Raw genomic sequence first — 14,215 nt, 5'->3', positions numbered from 1 at the left:
CATTAAAGAGAGTTTTATCGATCCATTGCAGATGCGGCGCCGCATTTCGGCCGGTGCCGTGCACGGAACCTCGGAGGCCCTCGGTGGCACGTACGACCCCGCCAGGCGGACGCAAGGACGGACCGGTCACGCTCGCCATGGTCGCGCAGCGCGCCGGAGTGTCCACGCAGACGGTGTCGAACGCGCTGAACTCGCCGGACCTGCTCGCGCCCAGGACCCTGGAGCGCGTTCGGGAGGCGGTCGCGGAGCTGGACTACCGGCCCCACCAGGCGGCCCGCTCCCTGCGTACCCGCTCCAGCCGGCTCATCGGGTACGGCGTCCAGCCCGCCAGGAGCGGGCTGTCGACCACCGTGCTGGACGGTTTCCTGCACGCGCTGTCCGACTCCGCCGACCAGGCGGGCTACCGCGTCCTGCTGTTCGCGGCGCCGGTCGGCGTCGAGGACGAGGCCGACCGGTACGACGAATTACTGCGGGAGCACTCGGTCGACGCGTTCGTGCTGAGCAACACCTACCGGGGCGACCCCAGACCGGCCTGGCTGCAGAAACACGGCGTACCGTACGTGGCGTTCGGCCGGTCCTGGTCGGCGCGCGAGACCGGTGACTGGGTCGATGTGGACGGCGCGCACGGGACCGCCGCCGCCGTGGACCACCTGGTCGCCGCCGGCCACCGCAAGATCGCCTTTCTCGGCTGGCCGCGCGGCTCGGGGTCGGGTGACGACCGGGCCCGCGGCTGGCGGGAGGCGATGAGGCGGCACGGTCTGCCCGTACGCGACCTGCGGGTGTCGAGCCTGAACGAGGTGGACGCGGCGCGGGACGCCGTCGGCAAGGTGCTGTCACGCGTGACAGCCGTGGTGGCGGCCAGCGACACACTGGCACTCGGCTGCTACCGGGCGCTGCGGGACAGCGGTCTGAGCCCGGGCACCGATGTCGCTGTGACCGGCTTCGACGACTCCCTCGCCGCCGCCCTGCTCTCGCCGAGCCTCAGCAGTGTGCACCAGCCGCTGGAGGAGGTCGGCAGGGCATGCACCCGGCTGCTCATGTCCCGCATAAAGAACCCCGACGCCGCACCGGAACGGGTGCTGCTGACGCCCGAACTGATCGTGCGGGAGAGCTCGGCCACCGTACTCGCCCCCGACGGCAGGCCCGTCCCTGATCGAGCACCCGCGGACACACCGCGGGCGTTGTAAGCCCTGGAGAGTGGAAGAAGATGACAGTACGCAGAGCCGCGACTGCCGCCGTGTGCGGTGTGTTCCTGCTTGCCGGGTGTTCCTCCGGATTCGGCAGTGACAGCAGCGCGAAGCAGGAGAGCACCGGCAAGCAGCACCTCACCGTGATGATCGGGTCCTCCGGTGACGCCGAGACCAACGCCGTGAAGGCGGCGGCCAGTGCCTGGGAGAAGAAGACCGGCAACACCGTGACGGTGACTCCCGCGCAGAACATCGACCAGCAGCTCGGGCAGGCGCTGGCGGGCGGCAAGCCGCCGGACGTCTTCTACGTCGGCTCCTCGGTCTTCGCCAACTACGCCAAGGGCAACTCGCTCTACGCGTACGGCGACAAGCTCCCGTCGAAGGCCGACTTCTCCCCCGCCCTGCGCGAATCCTTCAGCTACAACGGCAAGTTCGTCTGCGCGCCCAAGGACAGCTCCACCCTGGCGCTGGCGATCAACACCGACATGTGGAAGAAGGCCGGACTCACCGAGGCCGACTACCCCACGTCGTGGGACGACCTGGAGAAGACCGCCACCAAGCTGACCAAGGGCAAGGTCAGCGGCCTGGTCGTGGACAGCTCGTACAACGAACTCGGCGCCTTCATGCGGCAGGCCGGCGGCTGGGTCACCAACGCCGACCAGAGCAAGGTGACGGCGGACAGCGCCGCCAACGTCAAGGCGCTCACCTATGTGAAGAAGCTCCTCAAGGCGGGCGTGCTCAAGTTCCCGAAGCAGGTCGACACCGGCTGGGGCGGCGAGGCGCTCGGCACGGGCAAGGCCGCCATGACCATCGAGGGCAACTGGCTGACCGGCGCGATGTCCACGGACTACCCGAAGGTCGGCTACAAGGTCGTACCGCTGCCGCAGGGCCCGGCCGGCAAGGGCACCCTGTCGTTCAGCACCTGCTGGGGCATAGCCAACAAGAGCGCCCACCACGAGGCGGCGCTCTCGCTGGTCGAGGCGTTCACAGCGGCCGAGCAGCAGGTGACCTTCGCGAAGGCCTACGGGGTCCTGCCGTCCAGGACCAGCGCGCTGGCCACCTTCGAGAAGGAGGCCCCGCAGGACAAGGTGTTCGCCGACGGGACCACCTTCGCCCAGGGCCCTGTGACCCTTCCCGGATTCACCAAGGTGCTGACGCAGTTCGACAGCGACCTGGCCGGTCTCGCGACGGCCGATCCCCAGAAGATCCTGTCCGACCTGCAACGCAACGGCGAGCAGGTGCTTGCCGGCGGTAACTGACCGCGCCACCGCGACAGCGAGCGGCGCGCTCACCGTACGAACGCCCGCCGGGGCCCCCGGGGACCGGCGGGCGCGGGGGAGGAAGCGAAGAGGAGAGAAGGAAAGTGGACATGAGCCAGTACGGCAGCGGCAGCGGCGCCGCGCCGACCGTGGCACCGGCCGGCGGGGACGGTGGGGGCGGTGACGGGCTCCCCGGCCCCCGTGACGCTCCCGGGCGGCGCGGGCCGGGCGGGACCGGTAAGCCCGGCGGGTTCGGCAGGTCCCGCAGGTCCGGTATCAAGGGCCGGCAGGGCCTCTGGGGCTGGCTCTTCGTCAGCCCGATGGTGGTCGTCCTCGGACTGTTCCTGCTGGTGCCCATAGGCATGGCCCTCTGGGTCAGCCTGCTGAACTGGAACGGCCAGTCCAACCCCTTCACCTCGGCGGCCGACTTCGTGGGCGTGCGCAACTACGCGGACGTACTGACCAAGGACGGCCTCGACCGCACGCAGTTCATGACCTCCGTACGCAACAACCTGTACTACGTGCTGCTGGTCGTGCCGCTCCAGACCGTGCTGTCCCTGGCGCTGGCCACCGCCGTCAACAGCCGCCGGGTCAAGGGCAAGGGGCTGCTGCGGACCATCTTCTACTTCCCCTCGGTCACCAGCTCCATCGCCATCTCCACCGTCTTCCTCTTCCTCTTCCAGGGCAGCGGCGCGGTCAACGCCCTGCTGAAGTGGGTCGGTCTCAAGGGGCCCAAGTGGTTCACCGACGCGCACGGCCTCGTCTGGACGATCCTGGGCGCCGTCGGCATCGTCGACCCCGACCGGCCCGTGGGCGCGCTGGCCTCGCACGGCTTCCTCGGACTGTCCTGGTGGGACTGGCTCTCCGGCCCGTCCATCGCGATGTGCACGATCATCCTGCTGGCCGTGTGGACCACGTCGGGCACCTACATGCTGATCTTCCTCGCCGCCCTCCAGGACGTGCCAGTCGAGCTGGAGGAGGCCGCCACCCTGGACGGCGCCGGCCGCTGGCAGTCGTTCCGGCATGTCACCCTGCCCGCCATCAGGCCGGTGCTGTTCCTCGTCCTGACCCTCGGGCTCATCGGGTCCTGGCAGGTGTTCGACGCCGTCTACGTGATGAGCCAGGGCGCCCCCGCCAACACCACGCTCACCCCGGCCTTCCTGTCGTACACCGCCGGCTTCCAGGACTCCTCGTACGGCAGGGCCGCGGCGATCGCCTTCATCCTGCTGGCGATCATCGTGGTGATGACCCTGGTCCAGCGGGTGCTGCTGCGCGACCGCGACAAACCGGCCCGGCTCGTCCGGTCGCTCCGCAGGAGGACGTCATGACCACGCACACCCCCACGCACACCCGGGGCTCCGGCACCGGCACGGCCGCCCGGCACAGGACCGGACGCCGCTTGCAGCTCACCATCCTCTACGTCGTGCTCGCCGCGGTCGGCCTGCTGTACGTACTGCCGTTCGTCATCCAGATCGTCACCTCCTTCAAGACCGACCCGGACGCCGCAGCCCACCCGCTGTCCCTGCTGCCGAACCCGTTCTCGCTGGACTCCTACCGGCGGCTGTTCGGACTCGGTTCCATGGACGACTCGGTGCCCTTCACCCGCTGGCTCGCGAACTCGGTCCTGGTCACGGTCTTCATCACCGCCGGCCGCGTCTTCTTCGACTCGCTGGCCGGCTACGCGCTGGCGCGCCTCGACTTCCGGGGCCGCAATCTGCTCTTCAACGGTCTGCTCACCGTGATGGCCGTGCCGGGCGTGGTGCTGCTGATCCCGAAGTTCCTCGTCCTCAACCAGCTCGGGCTCTTCGACAGCTACGCCGGCATGATCATCCCGCTGCTGGTGGACGCGGCGGGCGTGTTCATCATGCGGCAGTTCTTCGTCTCGGTCCCCAGGGAGGTGGAGGAGGCCGCGCGCATCGACGGCGCGGGTGTCTTCCGTACCTTCTGGTCCGTCGTGCTGCCGATGGCCAGGCCCGCCCTGATCACCCTGACCATCCTCTCCTTCCAGGGGTCCTGGAACGAGTTCACGCACTTCCTGGTGGCCACCCAGTCCCCGCAGTACGAGACGCTCACCACCGGGCTGGCCCACTTCGTCTCCGGCAGCCTGAGCGCGGGCACGCAGTATCCGCTCAAGCTGACGGCGGCGCTGCTCGCGACCATCCCCGTCGCCGCGCTCTTCTTCGTCTTCCAGCGGCACTTCGTGCGCAGCGCCAACTCGGGAGCGGTCAAGCAGTGACCAGCGGTACGGACCGGGCGGCGGAGCGGGTGGCAGACCGGGTACGGACCTGAGCGCCCGTCAGTTCGCCCGCAGCCGCCGCCAGACCGCCTTCGCCGCGTTGTGCCCCGACATGCCGTGCACCCCGGGGCCCGGCGGGGTCGCCGACGAGCAGAGGAAGACGGCCGGGTGCGGGGTGGAGTACGGGGAGAGGGACAGCTTGGGGCGCAGCAGCAGCCGGAGCCCGGCGACGGAGCCGCAGGCGATGTCCCCTCCCACGTAGTTCGCGTTGCGCGCCGCCAGCTCCGGCGGCCCCGCGGTGGCCCTGGCCAGCACCCGGTCCCTGAAGCCGGGCGCGAAGCGCTCGATCTGCCGCTCGATCGCTTCGGTCAGATCGCCGTCCCAGGCGTGCGGGACATGCCCGTACGCCCAGAACACATGCTTGCCCTCGGGCGCCCTGGACGCGTCGACCAGGCTGGGCTGCGCCGTGAGCAGGAAGGGCGTCGCCGGTGCCTGGCCGCCCGACGCCTGGCGCAGCGCGGCACCGATCTCACGGCTGCTGGGGCCGATCTGGACGGTGCCGGCCCTGCGGGGCTCGTCCGCCGTCCAGGGCACGGGCCCGTCGAGCGCGTAATCGATCTTGAAGACACCCGCCCCGTAGCGGTATCCGTCGTACGCCCTGCCGAGTCCGGCGATCCTGGCGAGGGCGGTCGGCGAGGTGTCGAAGACGTACGCACGGGCCGGCGGCAGGTCGTCGAGGCGCTTGACCTCGTATCCGGTGTGGATCGCGCCGCCCAGGTCGGCGAGGTAGCCGGCGAGGGCGTCGGAGATCGACTGGGAGCCGCCGCGCGGCAGTGGCCAGCCGCCCGCGTGCGCGGCGAGCGCGAACATCAGGCCGAGGCCGCCGGTGACGGGCCCGCTCAGCGGGGCGATGGAGTGGGCCACGGCCCCGGCGAGCAGCGCCCGCGCGCGGTCGTCACGGAAGCGGCGCATGAGCCAGGTGTACGGCGGCAGCCCGGCGAGGCCGAAGCGGGCCAGCGTGACGGGGTCGCGGGGCAGCGAGACCGGCGGCAGCGACATGAAGTCCCTGGCGAGGGTGTCCCACTTGCCGAGGAAGGGCGCGACGAGACGGCGGTACGTACCGGCGTCGCGCGGTCCCAACGAGGCCGCCGTCTCGGCGACCGAGCGGGACAGCACCGCTGCCGTACCGTCGTCGAAGGGATGGGCCATGGGGAGTTCGGGGTGCAGCCACTCAAGTCCGTACCGGGCGAGGGGCATCGTCCCGAAGACCGGTGACCCGGCACCCAGCGGGTGCACGGCGGAACACGGGTCGTGGCGGAAGCCGGGGAGCGTCAGCTCCTCGGTCCTGGCACCCCCGCCCACGGTGTCCCTGGCCTCGAAGACGGCAACGGAGAATCCCCGCCTGGCCAGTTCGACGGCGGCGGTCAGCCCGTTGGGTCCCGCCCCCACGACGACTGCATCGAGCATCGACGGCACCTTCGGACTCCTTCGTCAGCCGATGGCCAGAGGCCCCAGGATATTCCCGGGCACCGACAGCGGTGGCGCGGGTATTGTCCGCGCCCATGAACGAGACACAGGACGCGGCCCGGGAGCGGACCATCACCGTGATGGCGGACCGGCTCACCGGCGTGGCGGGGGTACGTGCCGTGGCACTCGGCGGCAGCCGCGCGCGGGGCGCCGAACGGCCCGATTCCGACTGGGACCTCGGGATCTACTACCGGGGCGAGGTGGACACCCCGGCGCTGGCCGCGCTGGCGACCGAGCTGACCGGCGTCCCTGTCCAGGTCGCGGGGCCCGGCGGCTGGGGTCCCTGGGTGAACGGCGGCGCCTGGCTGACCGTGGACGGGGTCGCCGTCGACTGGATCCTGCGGGATCTGGACCGGGTTGAGCGGGTCTGGGCGGAGTGCGCCGAGGGCCGGTTCGAGGTGGGGACGCAGATCGGCCACCCGCTGGGGTTCTGGTCTCCCGCCTACCCGGGAGAGGTGGCGCTCTGCCGCGTACTGGCCGATCCCGGCGGCGAGTTGACGGCGCTGCGGGAGGCGATCAGCTATCCGGAGCCGCTGCGCGCCGCGATCGCGGAGAGGGCGTTCGCCGCCGAATTCGTCGTGCTGGGGGCCCGCAAGTCCGTGCGCGGGGACGACGCGCTGCATGTGTCGCTGTCCCTGTCGTTCGCGTTCGGGGTGCTCGCCCAGGCGCTGCTGGCGCACCACCGGGTGTGGTGCGTCAACGAGAAGGGCGCGACGGCGGCGGCCGCCCGACTCCCCGACACGCCGCCGGACTTCGCCGAGCGGGTCGCGGCGGCGCTGCGGGCCCCGCTCGCCGAGGCCGTCGAACAGGCGGCGGAACTGGTGCGTGAGGTACGGGCCGTGCTGGACGAGCAGGCATGAAGCGGCTGACACGGCGGGACCGGACGGCGGTCCCACCGGTCAGGACCCGTCCTGGAGCCTGAGCCGCACGGTCCGCGCCGTCGCCGCGTCGCGCGCCGCCGTGAACGGCAGCGCGTTGCCGCCGGCGATGCGGTACGGCACACCCGCGAGCGTCATCTGCGCACCGCCCGCCTCCGCCACCAGCAGCAGCCCGGCCGCGTGGTCCCACGCGTACTCCCAGTTGAAGGCCACGGCGTCCAGCTCGCCCCGCGCCACGGCCAGATATTCGAGACCCGCCGCGCCGCAGGGCCTGGCCTCGATGCCCTCCGTGCGCAGGCCGAGCAACTGGCGTTTCTGCTCGGGCGTGGTGTAGTCCGGGTGGGACATGGCGACGCGCAGCACAGCGCCGGGCACGGGCGTGCCCGACCGCAGCGGCGCGCCGTTCAGCCGGGCTCCCCCGCCGCGTACCGCCGTCGCCATCTCCCCGAGCACCGGGGCGTACGTCCAGGACCCCAGCAGCTCGCCGCCGCGCGCGAGCGCGACGAGCGTGCAGAACCCGGGGTCCCCCGCGATGAACTGGCGGGTGCCGTCGACGGGGTCGACGATCCATACGGGGACGTCGCCGCGCAGCGCGTCGTACACCGACGGGTCGGCGTGCACCGCCTCCTCGCCGACCACGACGGAGCCGGGGAGCAGCTCCATGAGGGCGGCGGTGAGGTGGGCCTCCGCCGCCTTGTCGGCGACCGTCACCAGGTCGTGCGGTCCGGCCTTCTCCGCGATCTCGTGCGCGGCGAGCTGCCGGTAGCGCGGCATGATCTCGGCGTCGGCCGCCTCCCGCATCACCTTCTCGACGGACGCGACGAGAAGGTCGTCAGGGGGCCCCGTGAGGGGCACCCCGATGTGCGCGGAGTCCTCGTTGAGGGGGTCATCGATCATGCGACCAGCCAACCACGCTCCGCTGACGACGGGAACGGGGCCTCGGGTGACGGCTCAGCGTCCTACGGCGTAACCCTGCATGCCACGCGGGTTGGCCGCCGCCGACAGAATGCCCGTCTCCGGGTCCCTGGCGACCGCGCACAGCCGCCCTTCGGACCACGGCTCGCCGACGGTGACGTCATGGCCGAGCCCGCGCAGTTCCTCGATGACGGCGGGGTCCATGCCCTCCTCGACGGTGAGGCTGCCCGCCAGCATGCCGCGCGGGTAGAAGGAGCCGGGGAAACTGTCGTTGTGCCAGTTCGGGGCGTCGATGGCGCCCTGGAGGTCGAGTCCGCCCCGGACGGGGGCGCGCAGCGCGAGCGCCAGGAAGAAGTGCACCTGCCACTGGTCCTGCTGGTCGCCGCCGGGGGTGCCGAAGGCGAGTACGGGTACGCCGTCGCGCAGCGCGAGCGACGGGGTGAGGGTGGTGCGCGGACGGCGGCCAGGGGTGAGGGAGTTGGGCAGTCCCTCGTCCAGCCAGACCATCTGGAGGCGGGTGCCCAGCGGGAAGCCCAGCTCGGGGATGACGGGGTTGGACTGGAGCCAGCCGCCGCTCGGGGTGGCGGCGATCATGTTGCCCCAGCGGTCGACGATGTCGAGGTGGCAGGTGTCGCCCCGGGTCGCGCCGTCCTTGGCGACGGTCGGCTCGCCGGCGCCGGCGACCTGGTCGGCGGGTACGTCGAAGACGGCCTCGCCGGCGGCGACGGCGGTGGCGTGGCCGCTGAGGACGGGGGTCCGTCCTTCGGGGCTGCCTGGGCGCAGTTCGTACGAGGCCCGCTCGCCGATGAGCGCGCGGCGCGCGGTGTTGTACGGCTCGGAGAGCAGCGCGTCGAGCGGGACGGACGCGGCGTCGGCGTCGCCGTACCAGGCCTCCCGGTCGGCCATCGCGAGCTTGCAGCCCTCGACGAGGAGGTGGACGTAGTGCGCCGAGCCGTACGCGGGCAGTTCCCCGGCGGCCGACGGCAGCAGCGCCAGTTGCTGGAGGAAGGCGGGGCCCTGGCTCCAGGGTCCCGCCTTGCAGAGGGTCCAGCCGTTCCAGTCGTACGTGACGGGTGCCTCGTACCCCGCCGACCAGCCGGCCAGGTCGGCGGCCGTCAGGGTGCCGGTGTGGCGTTCGCCGCTGGTGTCCATGGTGGGCCTGGCCGCCTGGGCGACGATGGCCTGGGCGACGAAGCCTTCGCGCCACACGGTGCGCGCGGCCTCGATCTGGGCCACGCGGTCGGCGCCGCCGGACTCCTCGGCCTCGGCTATCAGCCGGCGCCAGGTCGCAGCGAGCGCGGGGTTGCGGAAGAGCCGGCCGGGCTCGGGGGCCTTGCCGCCGGGGAGGTAGACGTCGGCGGACGAGGGCCACTCGGTCTCGAACAGGGCGCGGACCGTCTCCACGGTCTGGCCGATCCGTTCGACGGGCGCGTGGCCGTCCTCCGCGTAACCGATGGCGTAGCGCAGCACCTCGGCGAGGGGCTTGGTGCCGTGGTCGCGCAGCAGCACCATCCAGGCGTCGAAGGCGCCGGGCACGGCGGAGGCCAGCGGCCCGGTGCCGGGGACCAGTCCGAGTCCGAGGGAGCGGTAGTGGGCGATGGTGGCCCCGGCGGGGGCGGGTCCCTGCCCGCAGAGCACCTGGACCTCGCCGCCGGCGGGCGCGAGGATGATCGGCACTTCGCCGCCCGGGCCGTTGAGGTGTGGTTCGACGACATGAAGGACAAATCCGGCGGCCACGGCGGCGTCGTACGCGTTGCCGCCGTCCTCCAGGACCGCCATCGCGGACTGTGAGGCGAGCCAGTGGGTGGAGGAGACCATGCCGAAGGTGCCCTGGAGGGTGGGACGGGTGGTGAACATGCCCTGAATCCTTGTCACTTGAATACCGCGGACGCACACTGAGTGCTCACACAAACCGACCTGGGGAGATTCCTGGGGGAAGTTTGGACCTGTGGCTCCGCCAGTCCGACCTTCGAGCAGCCTATCGACCGCCCGATGCCCCTTCTGATCGGCATCGGCCTCCGGGACGAAGCGGGCGCGGTGGTCCGGCGGTGATGCCCTCAGCTCTCGGGGTGCTCCGGGCTGAGGAGAAGGAGGGCGACGTCGTCACTGAGGGGGCTGCGCCCGCGGACGTGGTCGACCAGGGTGTCGGCGAGGGCGTCCAGGGAGTGCGGCCGCGCGGCAGCCAGTTGGCCTGCGAGTTCGTCGATGGCCACGCCCAGGTCGACGCCGGGCCGCTCGACCAGGCCGTCGGTGTACAGCGCCAGGACGGCGCCGGGGGGCAGGAAGGTCTCGACGGTCCGGTACTCGGCGTCGTGTTCGATGCCCAGAAGCAGTCCCGGGGGTACGTCCAGGACCTCCGTACGGTGATCGGCGAGGCGCAGCAGCGGAGGCGGGTGGCCGGCGGTGGCCAGGAGCGTCCTGCCGCTGCGGAGATCGAGCTGGACGTAGACGCAGCTCGCGAACAGGTCGGACCGCAGGTCCATGAGCAGGCGGTTGGTCCGGGCCAGGACCTCTCCGGGGCGGGCGCCCGAGGTGGCGTACGCGTGGACGGCGATGCGTACCTGGCCCATGAGGGCGGCGGCGTTGACGTTGTGTCCCTGGACATCGCCGATGACGGCGGCGGCGGTCGTCTCGTCGAGACGGAGCACGTCGTAGAAGTCCCCGCCGATGTCCATGCCCCGGCTCGCCGGAAGATAGCGGGCCGCCGTGTCGAGGCCGGGAATCCTGGTCAGGACACCGGGCAGCAGCGCCGCCTGGAGTCCGCGCGCCACCTGGTTCTTGGTGTCGTAGAGGGTCGCCCGTTCCAGTGCCTGGGCGATCATCGCGGCCAGTGAGGTCAGGGCGGTGCGCTCGTCCAGGGGAAAGGCGTGCGGCTCTTCGTAGCCCAGCACACAGCATCCGACGGTACGGCCGCCGGCGATCAGCGGCAGATAGGCGAAAGAGGCTCTTTGCGCGTAGAAGGCAGCCATCCGCGGATAGGCACGCTGCATTTCCTGGGTGTCGGCGTAGAACAGGGCGGTGCCGGTTTCCAGCACTCGGATGCTCGGTGCGTCCGTGGACAGCGGGAGGCCGTTGAAGTCGTTCAGCGCTCCGCCGGGGAAGCCGGTGGTGGCGAGCACCCGGAGCCTGCTGCCGTCCGCGACGACCAGCGCCAGTCCCTGGGCGTTGATGACGGGCATGATCTGCTCGGTGACGGCGTCCGTCACCTCCTTGACTCCCACCGCCTCGGACAGCGAGGCGGACAGGTGCATGAGATACGAGAGGGTGCCTGCTCTGGCGTGGGGAGTGACGGGAGGCGCGACGGTCGGCTCAGGTTCTCCCTGGTGGCCCTCCAGCGCTGTGACGCGCACACTCACCCCGGTTCTGTCGGGGTAGAGGGCCAGGGACAGCCACTTGTCCGGAGGCTTCATCGCGTTGAAGAAGGTGGGCAGACGGCTGAAGAGGGCCGCGAGGTAGCAGTGCTCGTAGGCGGGGTCATGGAGCCAGGGCAGGATCTCCCAGGGCCGGACCCCCATCAGTTCCCGACGACCGGTTCCGAGCAGTTCGGCGGCCCTGCTGCTGAGAAACGTGATCCGGCCGTCGAGATCCAGGGCGGCGTACCCCTCCCGGAGCCGCTCCGAGAGGTCGGCCGCCGCCCGCGCCTCCGAATCCGCCCAGAGGCCGGAAGGGGGCAGGTCCACGGCGTACGGTTCCTCCCCGGGCCGCAGCGGATCACCGTCCGTCTCGGCCTGGACCAGGAACCGGATGATGCGCCGGCTCGCGTCGTCGATCTCCCCCGACTCCTGGAGGGACAGGTCGGGCGCGTGGGTACCGGGCCACAGCAGAAGCAGCACGCCTTTGACGGAGCCCCCCGAGAGCAGCGGCGACACTCCCATGGCGACCTGGTACGGCAGAGCGAGGCCGGTCCTCGGGTAGCGGCGGGCCAGCTCGTCGTGGCTGGGAATCCACACCGGACGGCGCCGGCGTGCCACCTCGGCCACCGGCACGGGCGCGGCCATCGCGACCCGGGACCATGGCACCGCGATCCTGGCCGATACGCCGAAGACCACCGCCATGCGCATGACCTGCTCATTCGGAACCGGCAGATACAGCGCTCCGACGTTGGCACCGGTCTCGGTGGTGACCTGCGCCAGCACCCGGTGCGCTCCGGCCGCCGCACGTTCCGAGGCGGTACGACCGGGCCGGTGCCCGGCCACCTCTACGTCGCCTCGGAGCGGGCCGCGGAAAGAGCCGGCCGGCTCCGGTGACCGGCCGGGCTCGCCGGTCCGTTCGACCGGGCCAATCGCCTGTTGGGGGCCATGACAGCGACGGTATCCGCGGATCAGGCCCGCTGCACTCCGGACCGGGCCGTCTGTGCTGTGCCCGTGGTGCGGAGGTCCGCGATCGAGATCACCGGGCGCCGACTGCCGACCGCGCGCTTCGCGGATCAACCTCGCGACGGAATTGAACGAGAATGCGACGTCCTTCGGTTCTTTGGACGGGCATTTTCATCGCGCCTACACTGAAAACGCAGGCCACAGATGATTCTCCTGGTGCAAGGAGGGCTCACACCACGGGTCCGGCCTCGCCAGCTTCTGACCCTGGAGACGATGATGCGTGCTGCCGAACTTTCCGCTCCGCATACGGACCTCACTCTCGTCGACCGCGACATTCCGACACCCGGACCAGGCGAGATACTCGTGAAAATGATCGCCTGCGGAATGTGCAACTCGGAAGTCACCTTGGTGAACGGCGAATACCCGTTCGCCCGCTTCCCGACCATTCCCGGCCACGAGGTGACCGGAACAGTCGTCGCGCTCGGCGAAGGAGTTGCCTGGCCGGAAGTGGGCGACACGGTGGGCGCGCAATTCCTGTACGACTCCGACATGCGCTGCGACTACTGCGCGCGGGGCGAGCAGATCTTGTGCCCGAACAAGCGCATCACCGGCATCGTCACCGACGGCGGCTACGCCGAGTACGCGATCTTCCGCGAAGGGTTCGTCACACCGCTGCCGCAGGAACTCGACCCGGTCGCCGGTGCCCCGCTGATGTGCGCGGGACTCACAGCGTTCAACGGCCTGAAGAAGGCCGGCGTCACCTCGGGCTCCCGGGTGGCGGTGATCGGCGCCGGCGCCATCGGCGGCATGGCGATCAAGTTCGCTGTCGCCATGGGCGCCCGGGTCGCCGTACTCGGCCGCTCGCACCGCAGCGAGGACCGGGCGAAGGAACTGGGTGCCGAACGGTTCATCGCGACCAGCGAGGGAGACCCGGCCGCCGAGCTCAAGAGCTGGGGCTTCGGCGCCGACCTGATCATCAACAGCACGCCCTCCACCGAGACAGCCTCCGCCATGCTCGGCGGCCTGGCCCCCGACGGCACCCTGGTACTGCTCGGTTACGGCCCTCAGCCGCTCGAACTGCCCAGCCAGCTCATGATCCTCAACCGGCTGCACACCATGGCCTCCCCGTCCGGCTCCCCCAAGGACACCCGGGCCACCGTCGACTTCGCGGTGCAGCACGACCTGATGCCGGACATCACCGCGATCAGCCTCGACGAGGCGCCGGCCACCCTCTCCGAGATGGTCGGTGGCCGTTGGCACGGCGGCCGCGCGGTGATCACCTTCTAGACCGGGACCACAAGGCGGCCGTACGGGTACTCAGCGGCGCCCGAAGAACTCGGCCTCCGCGATGGCCGGCCGTCGGCCGTCGGCTCCGCCGTAGACGCCGTCGACCGCGAGCCGCACCCGTACGACATCGGTGCCGCGTACGTCGAACGTCTGCTGGCCCGGCTTGTCCTTGAGGGTGATCTTCTTCCGGGTGATCTTGCCGTCCTCGGACCGGAGGGTGACGTTCAGCGCCGCGGGCCGGGCTTCGGTGAGGAACTCGTCCTCCTTGCCCGACCGTCCCGAGAAGACGACCAGTTTCAGCATGCGGGCCGGCTTCTCGAAGTCGCATTCGATGAACTCACCGTTGCCGGGCCCCGGTTGGGCGGGGGCCCAGTAGCGGTTGGTGTACGTGTCGAAGGCCGCCCCCGCCGGGTGGCCGGGGGCGGCGCTGGAGCCTCGGGTCGCGCTCGGGTGCAGTTCGTCGGGGGTGCCCGTGTTGTCCCTCGTCACATCGAACATCTCGGAGAAGTAGGGGCGGGCGAACCAGACCGCGACGGCCAGCACCACCAGGGTGATCGGGATCGCGAGGCTGGGGCGGCGCCACAGACGGCGCCCGGGCCGGGTGCCGGCG

Annotated in this window: 11 protein-coding genes; 6 read left to right on the top strand and 5 right to left on the bottom strand. The window is 71.1% G+C overall.

Annotated elements, in window-relative coordinates; genetic code table 11:
• Positions 1 to 137: 137 nt before the first annotated feature.
• The 4 genes from QR77_RS34930 to QR77_RS34915 all read left to right on the top strand — a co-directional run bounded on the left by QR77_RS34930 (position 138) and on the right by QR77_RS34915 (position 4,682).
• On the top strand, positions 138 to 1,187 hold the full coding sequence (locus QR77_RS34930; protein WP_052489792.1) for a LacI family DNA-binding transcriptional regulator: 1,050 nt from the start codon (positions 138 to 140) through the stop codon (positions 1,185 to 1,187).
• 20 nt (positions 1,188 to 1,207) lie between these two features.
• Positions 1,208 to 2,446 carry an extracellular solute-binding protein gene (locus tag QR77_RS34925; RefSeq protein WP_040026018.1) on the top strand — a complete coding sequence of 413 codons (1,239 nt, stop codon included), beginning with the start codon at positions 1,208 to 1,210 and terminating at the stop codon, positions 2,444 to 2,446.
• A 110-nt stretch (positions 2,447 to 2,556) separates the two neighbouring features.
• Positions 2,557 to 3,774, top strand: coding sequence for a sugar ABC transporter permease (locus QR77_RS34920; protein ID WP_236710943.1), 1,218 nt, complete (start codon positions 2,557 to 2,559; stop codon positions 3,772 to 3,774).
• Positions 3,771 to 4,682 carry a carbohydrate ABC transporter permease gene (locus QR77_RS34915; protein ID WP_052489289.1) on the top strand — a complete coding sequence of 304 codons (912 nt, stop codon included), beginning with the start codon at positions 3,771 to 3,773 and terminating at the stop codon, positions 4,680 to 4,682. Before QR77_RS34920 ends, QR77_RS34915 begins: the two co-directional genes overlap by 4 nt.
• A gap of 60 nt (positions 4,683 to 4,742) precedes the next feature.
• Here the strand turns inward: QR77_RS34915 and QR77_RS34910 are convergent, their stop codons facing one another.
• Positions 4,743 to 6,158, bottom strand: coding sequence for an NAD(P)/FAD-dependent oxidoreductase (locus QR77_RS34910; protein WP_040026017.1), 1,416 nt, complete (start codon positions 6,156 to 6,158; stop codon positions 4,743 to 4,745).
• Positions 6,159 to 6,244: 86 nt separating this feature from the next.
• Here QR77_RS34910 and QR77_RS34905 point away from each other — a divergent pair, with 86 nt between their 5' ends.
• Positions 6,245 to 7,069: a nucleotidyltransferase domain-containing protein gene (locus QR77_RS34905; protein WP_052489288.1), complete on the top strand. Its 825-nt coding sequence runs from the start codon at positions 6,245 to 6,247 to the stop codon at positions 7,067 to 7,069.
• 39 nt (positions 7,070 to 7,108) lie between these two features.
• Here the strand turns inward: QR77_RS34905 and QR77_RS34900 are convergent, their stop codons facing one another.
• The 3 genes from QR77_RS34900 to QR77_RS34890 form a co-directional block, all read right to left on the bottom strand.
• Positions 7,109 to 7,888: an inositol monophosphatase family protein gene (locus QR77_RS34900; RefSeq protein WP_236711201.1), complete on the bottom strand. Its 780-nt coding sequence runs from the start codon at positions 7,886 to 7,888 to the stop codon at positions 7,109 to 7,111.
• A 150-nt stretch (positions 7,889 to 8,038) separates the two neighbouring features.
• Complete coding sequence (locus QR77_RS34895; protein ID WP_040026015.1) at positions 8,039 to 9,859, bottom strand: gamma-glutamyltransferase; 1,821 nt, start codon at positions 9,857 to 9,859, stop codon at positions 8,039 to 8,041.
• A gap of 200 nt (positions 9,860 to 10,059) precedes the next feature.
• The gene (locus QR77_RS34890; RefSeq protein WP_040026013.1) at positions 10,060 to 12,198 is read right to left on the bottom strand and encodes a SpoIIE family protein phosphatase; all 2,139 of its coding nucleotides are present in this window, start codon (positions 12,196 to 12,198) and stop codon (positions 10,060 to 10,062) included.
• Between the two features lie 393 nt (positions 12,199 to 12,591).
• Between QR77_RS34890 and QR77_RS34885 the strand changes: the two genes are divergently transcribed.
• Positions 12,592 to 13,605 (top strand): alcohol dehydrogenase catalytic domain-containing protein, encoded by a 1,014-nt coding sequence (locus QR77_RS34885; RefSeq protein WP_347359809.1) that lies wholly within the window; start codon positions 12,592 to 12,594, stop codon positions 13,603 to 13,605.
• Between the two features lie 30 nt (positions 13,606 to 13,635).
• On the opposite strand, the gene QR77_RS34880 is transcribed toward QR77_RS34885, so the two are convergent.
• Positions 13,636 to 14,215 (bottom strand): hypothetical protein (locus tag QR77_RS34880; protein WP_236710940.1); only part of this gene is annotated, 580 nt, incomplete at its 5' end.

It is taken from the genome of Streptomyces sp. 150FB, from assembly GCF_000818195.1.
Lineage (GTDB): Bacteria > Actinomycetota > Actinomycetes > Streptomycetales > Streptomycetaceae > Streptomyces.
This window is presented reverse-complemented; position numbering and strand designations above follow the sequence as displayed.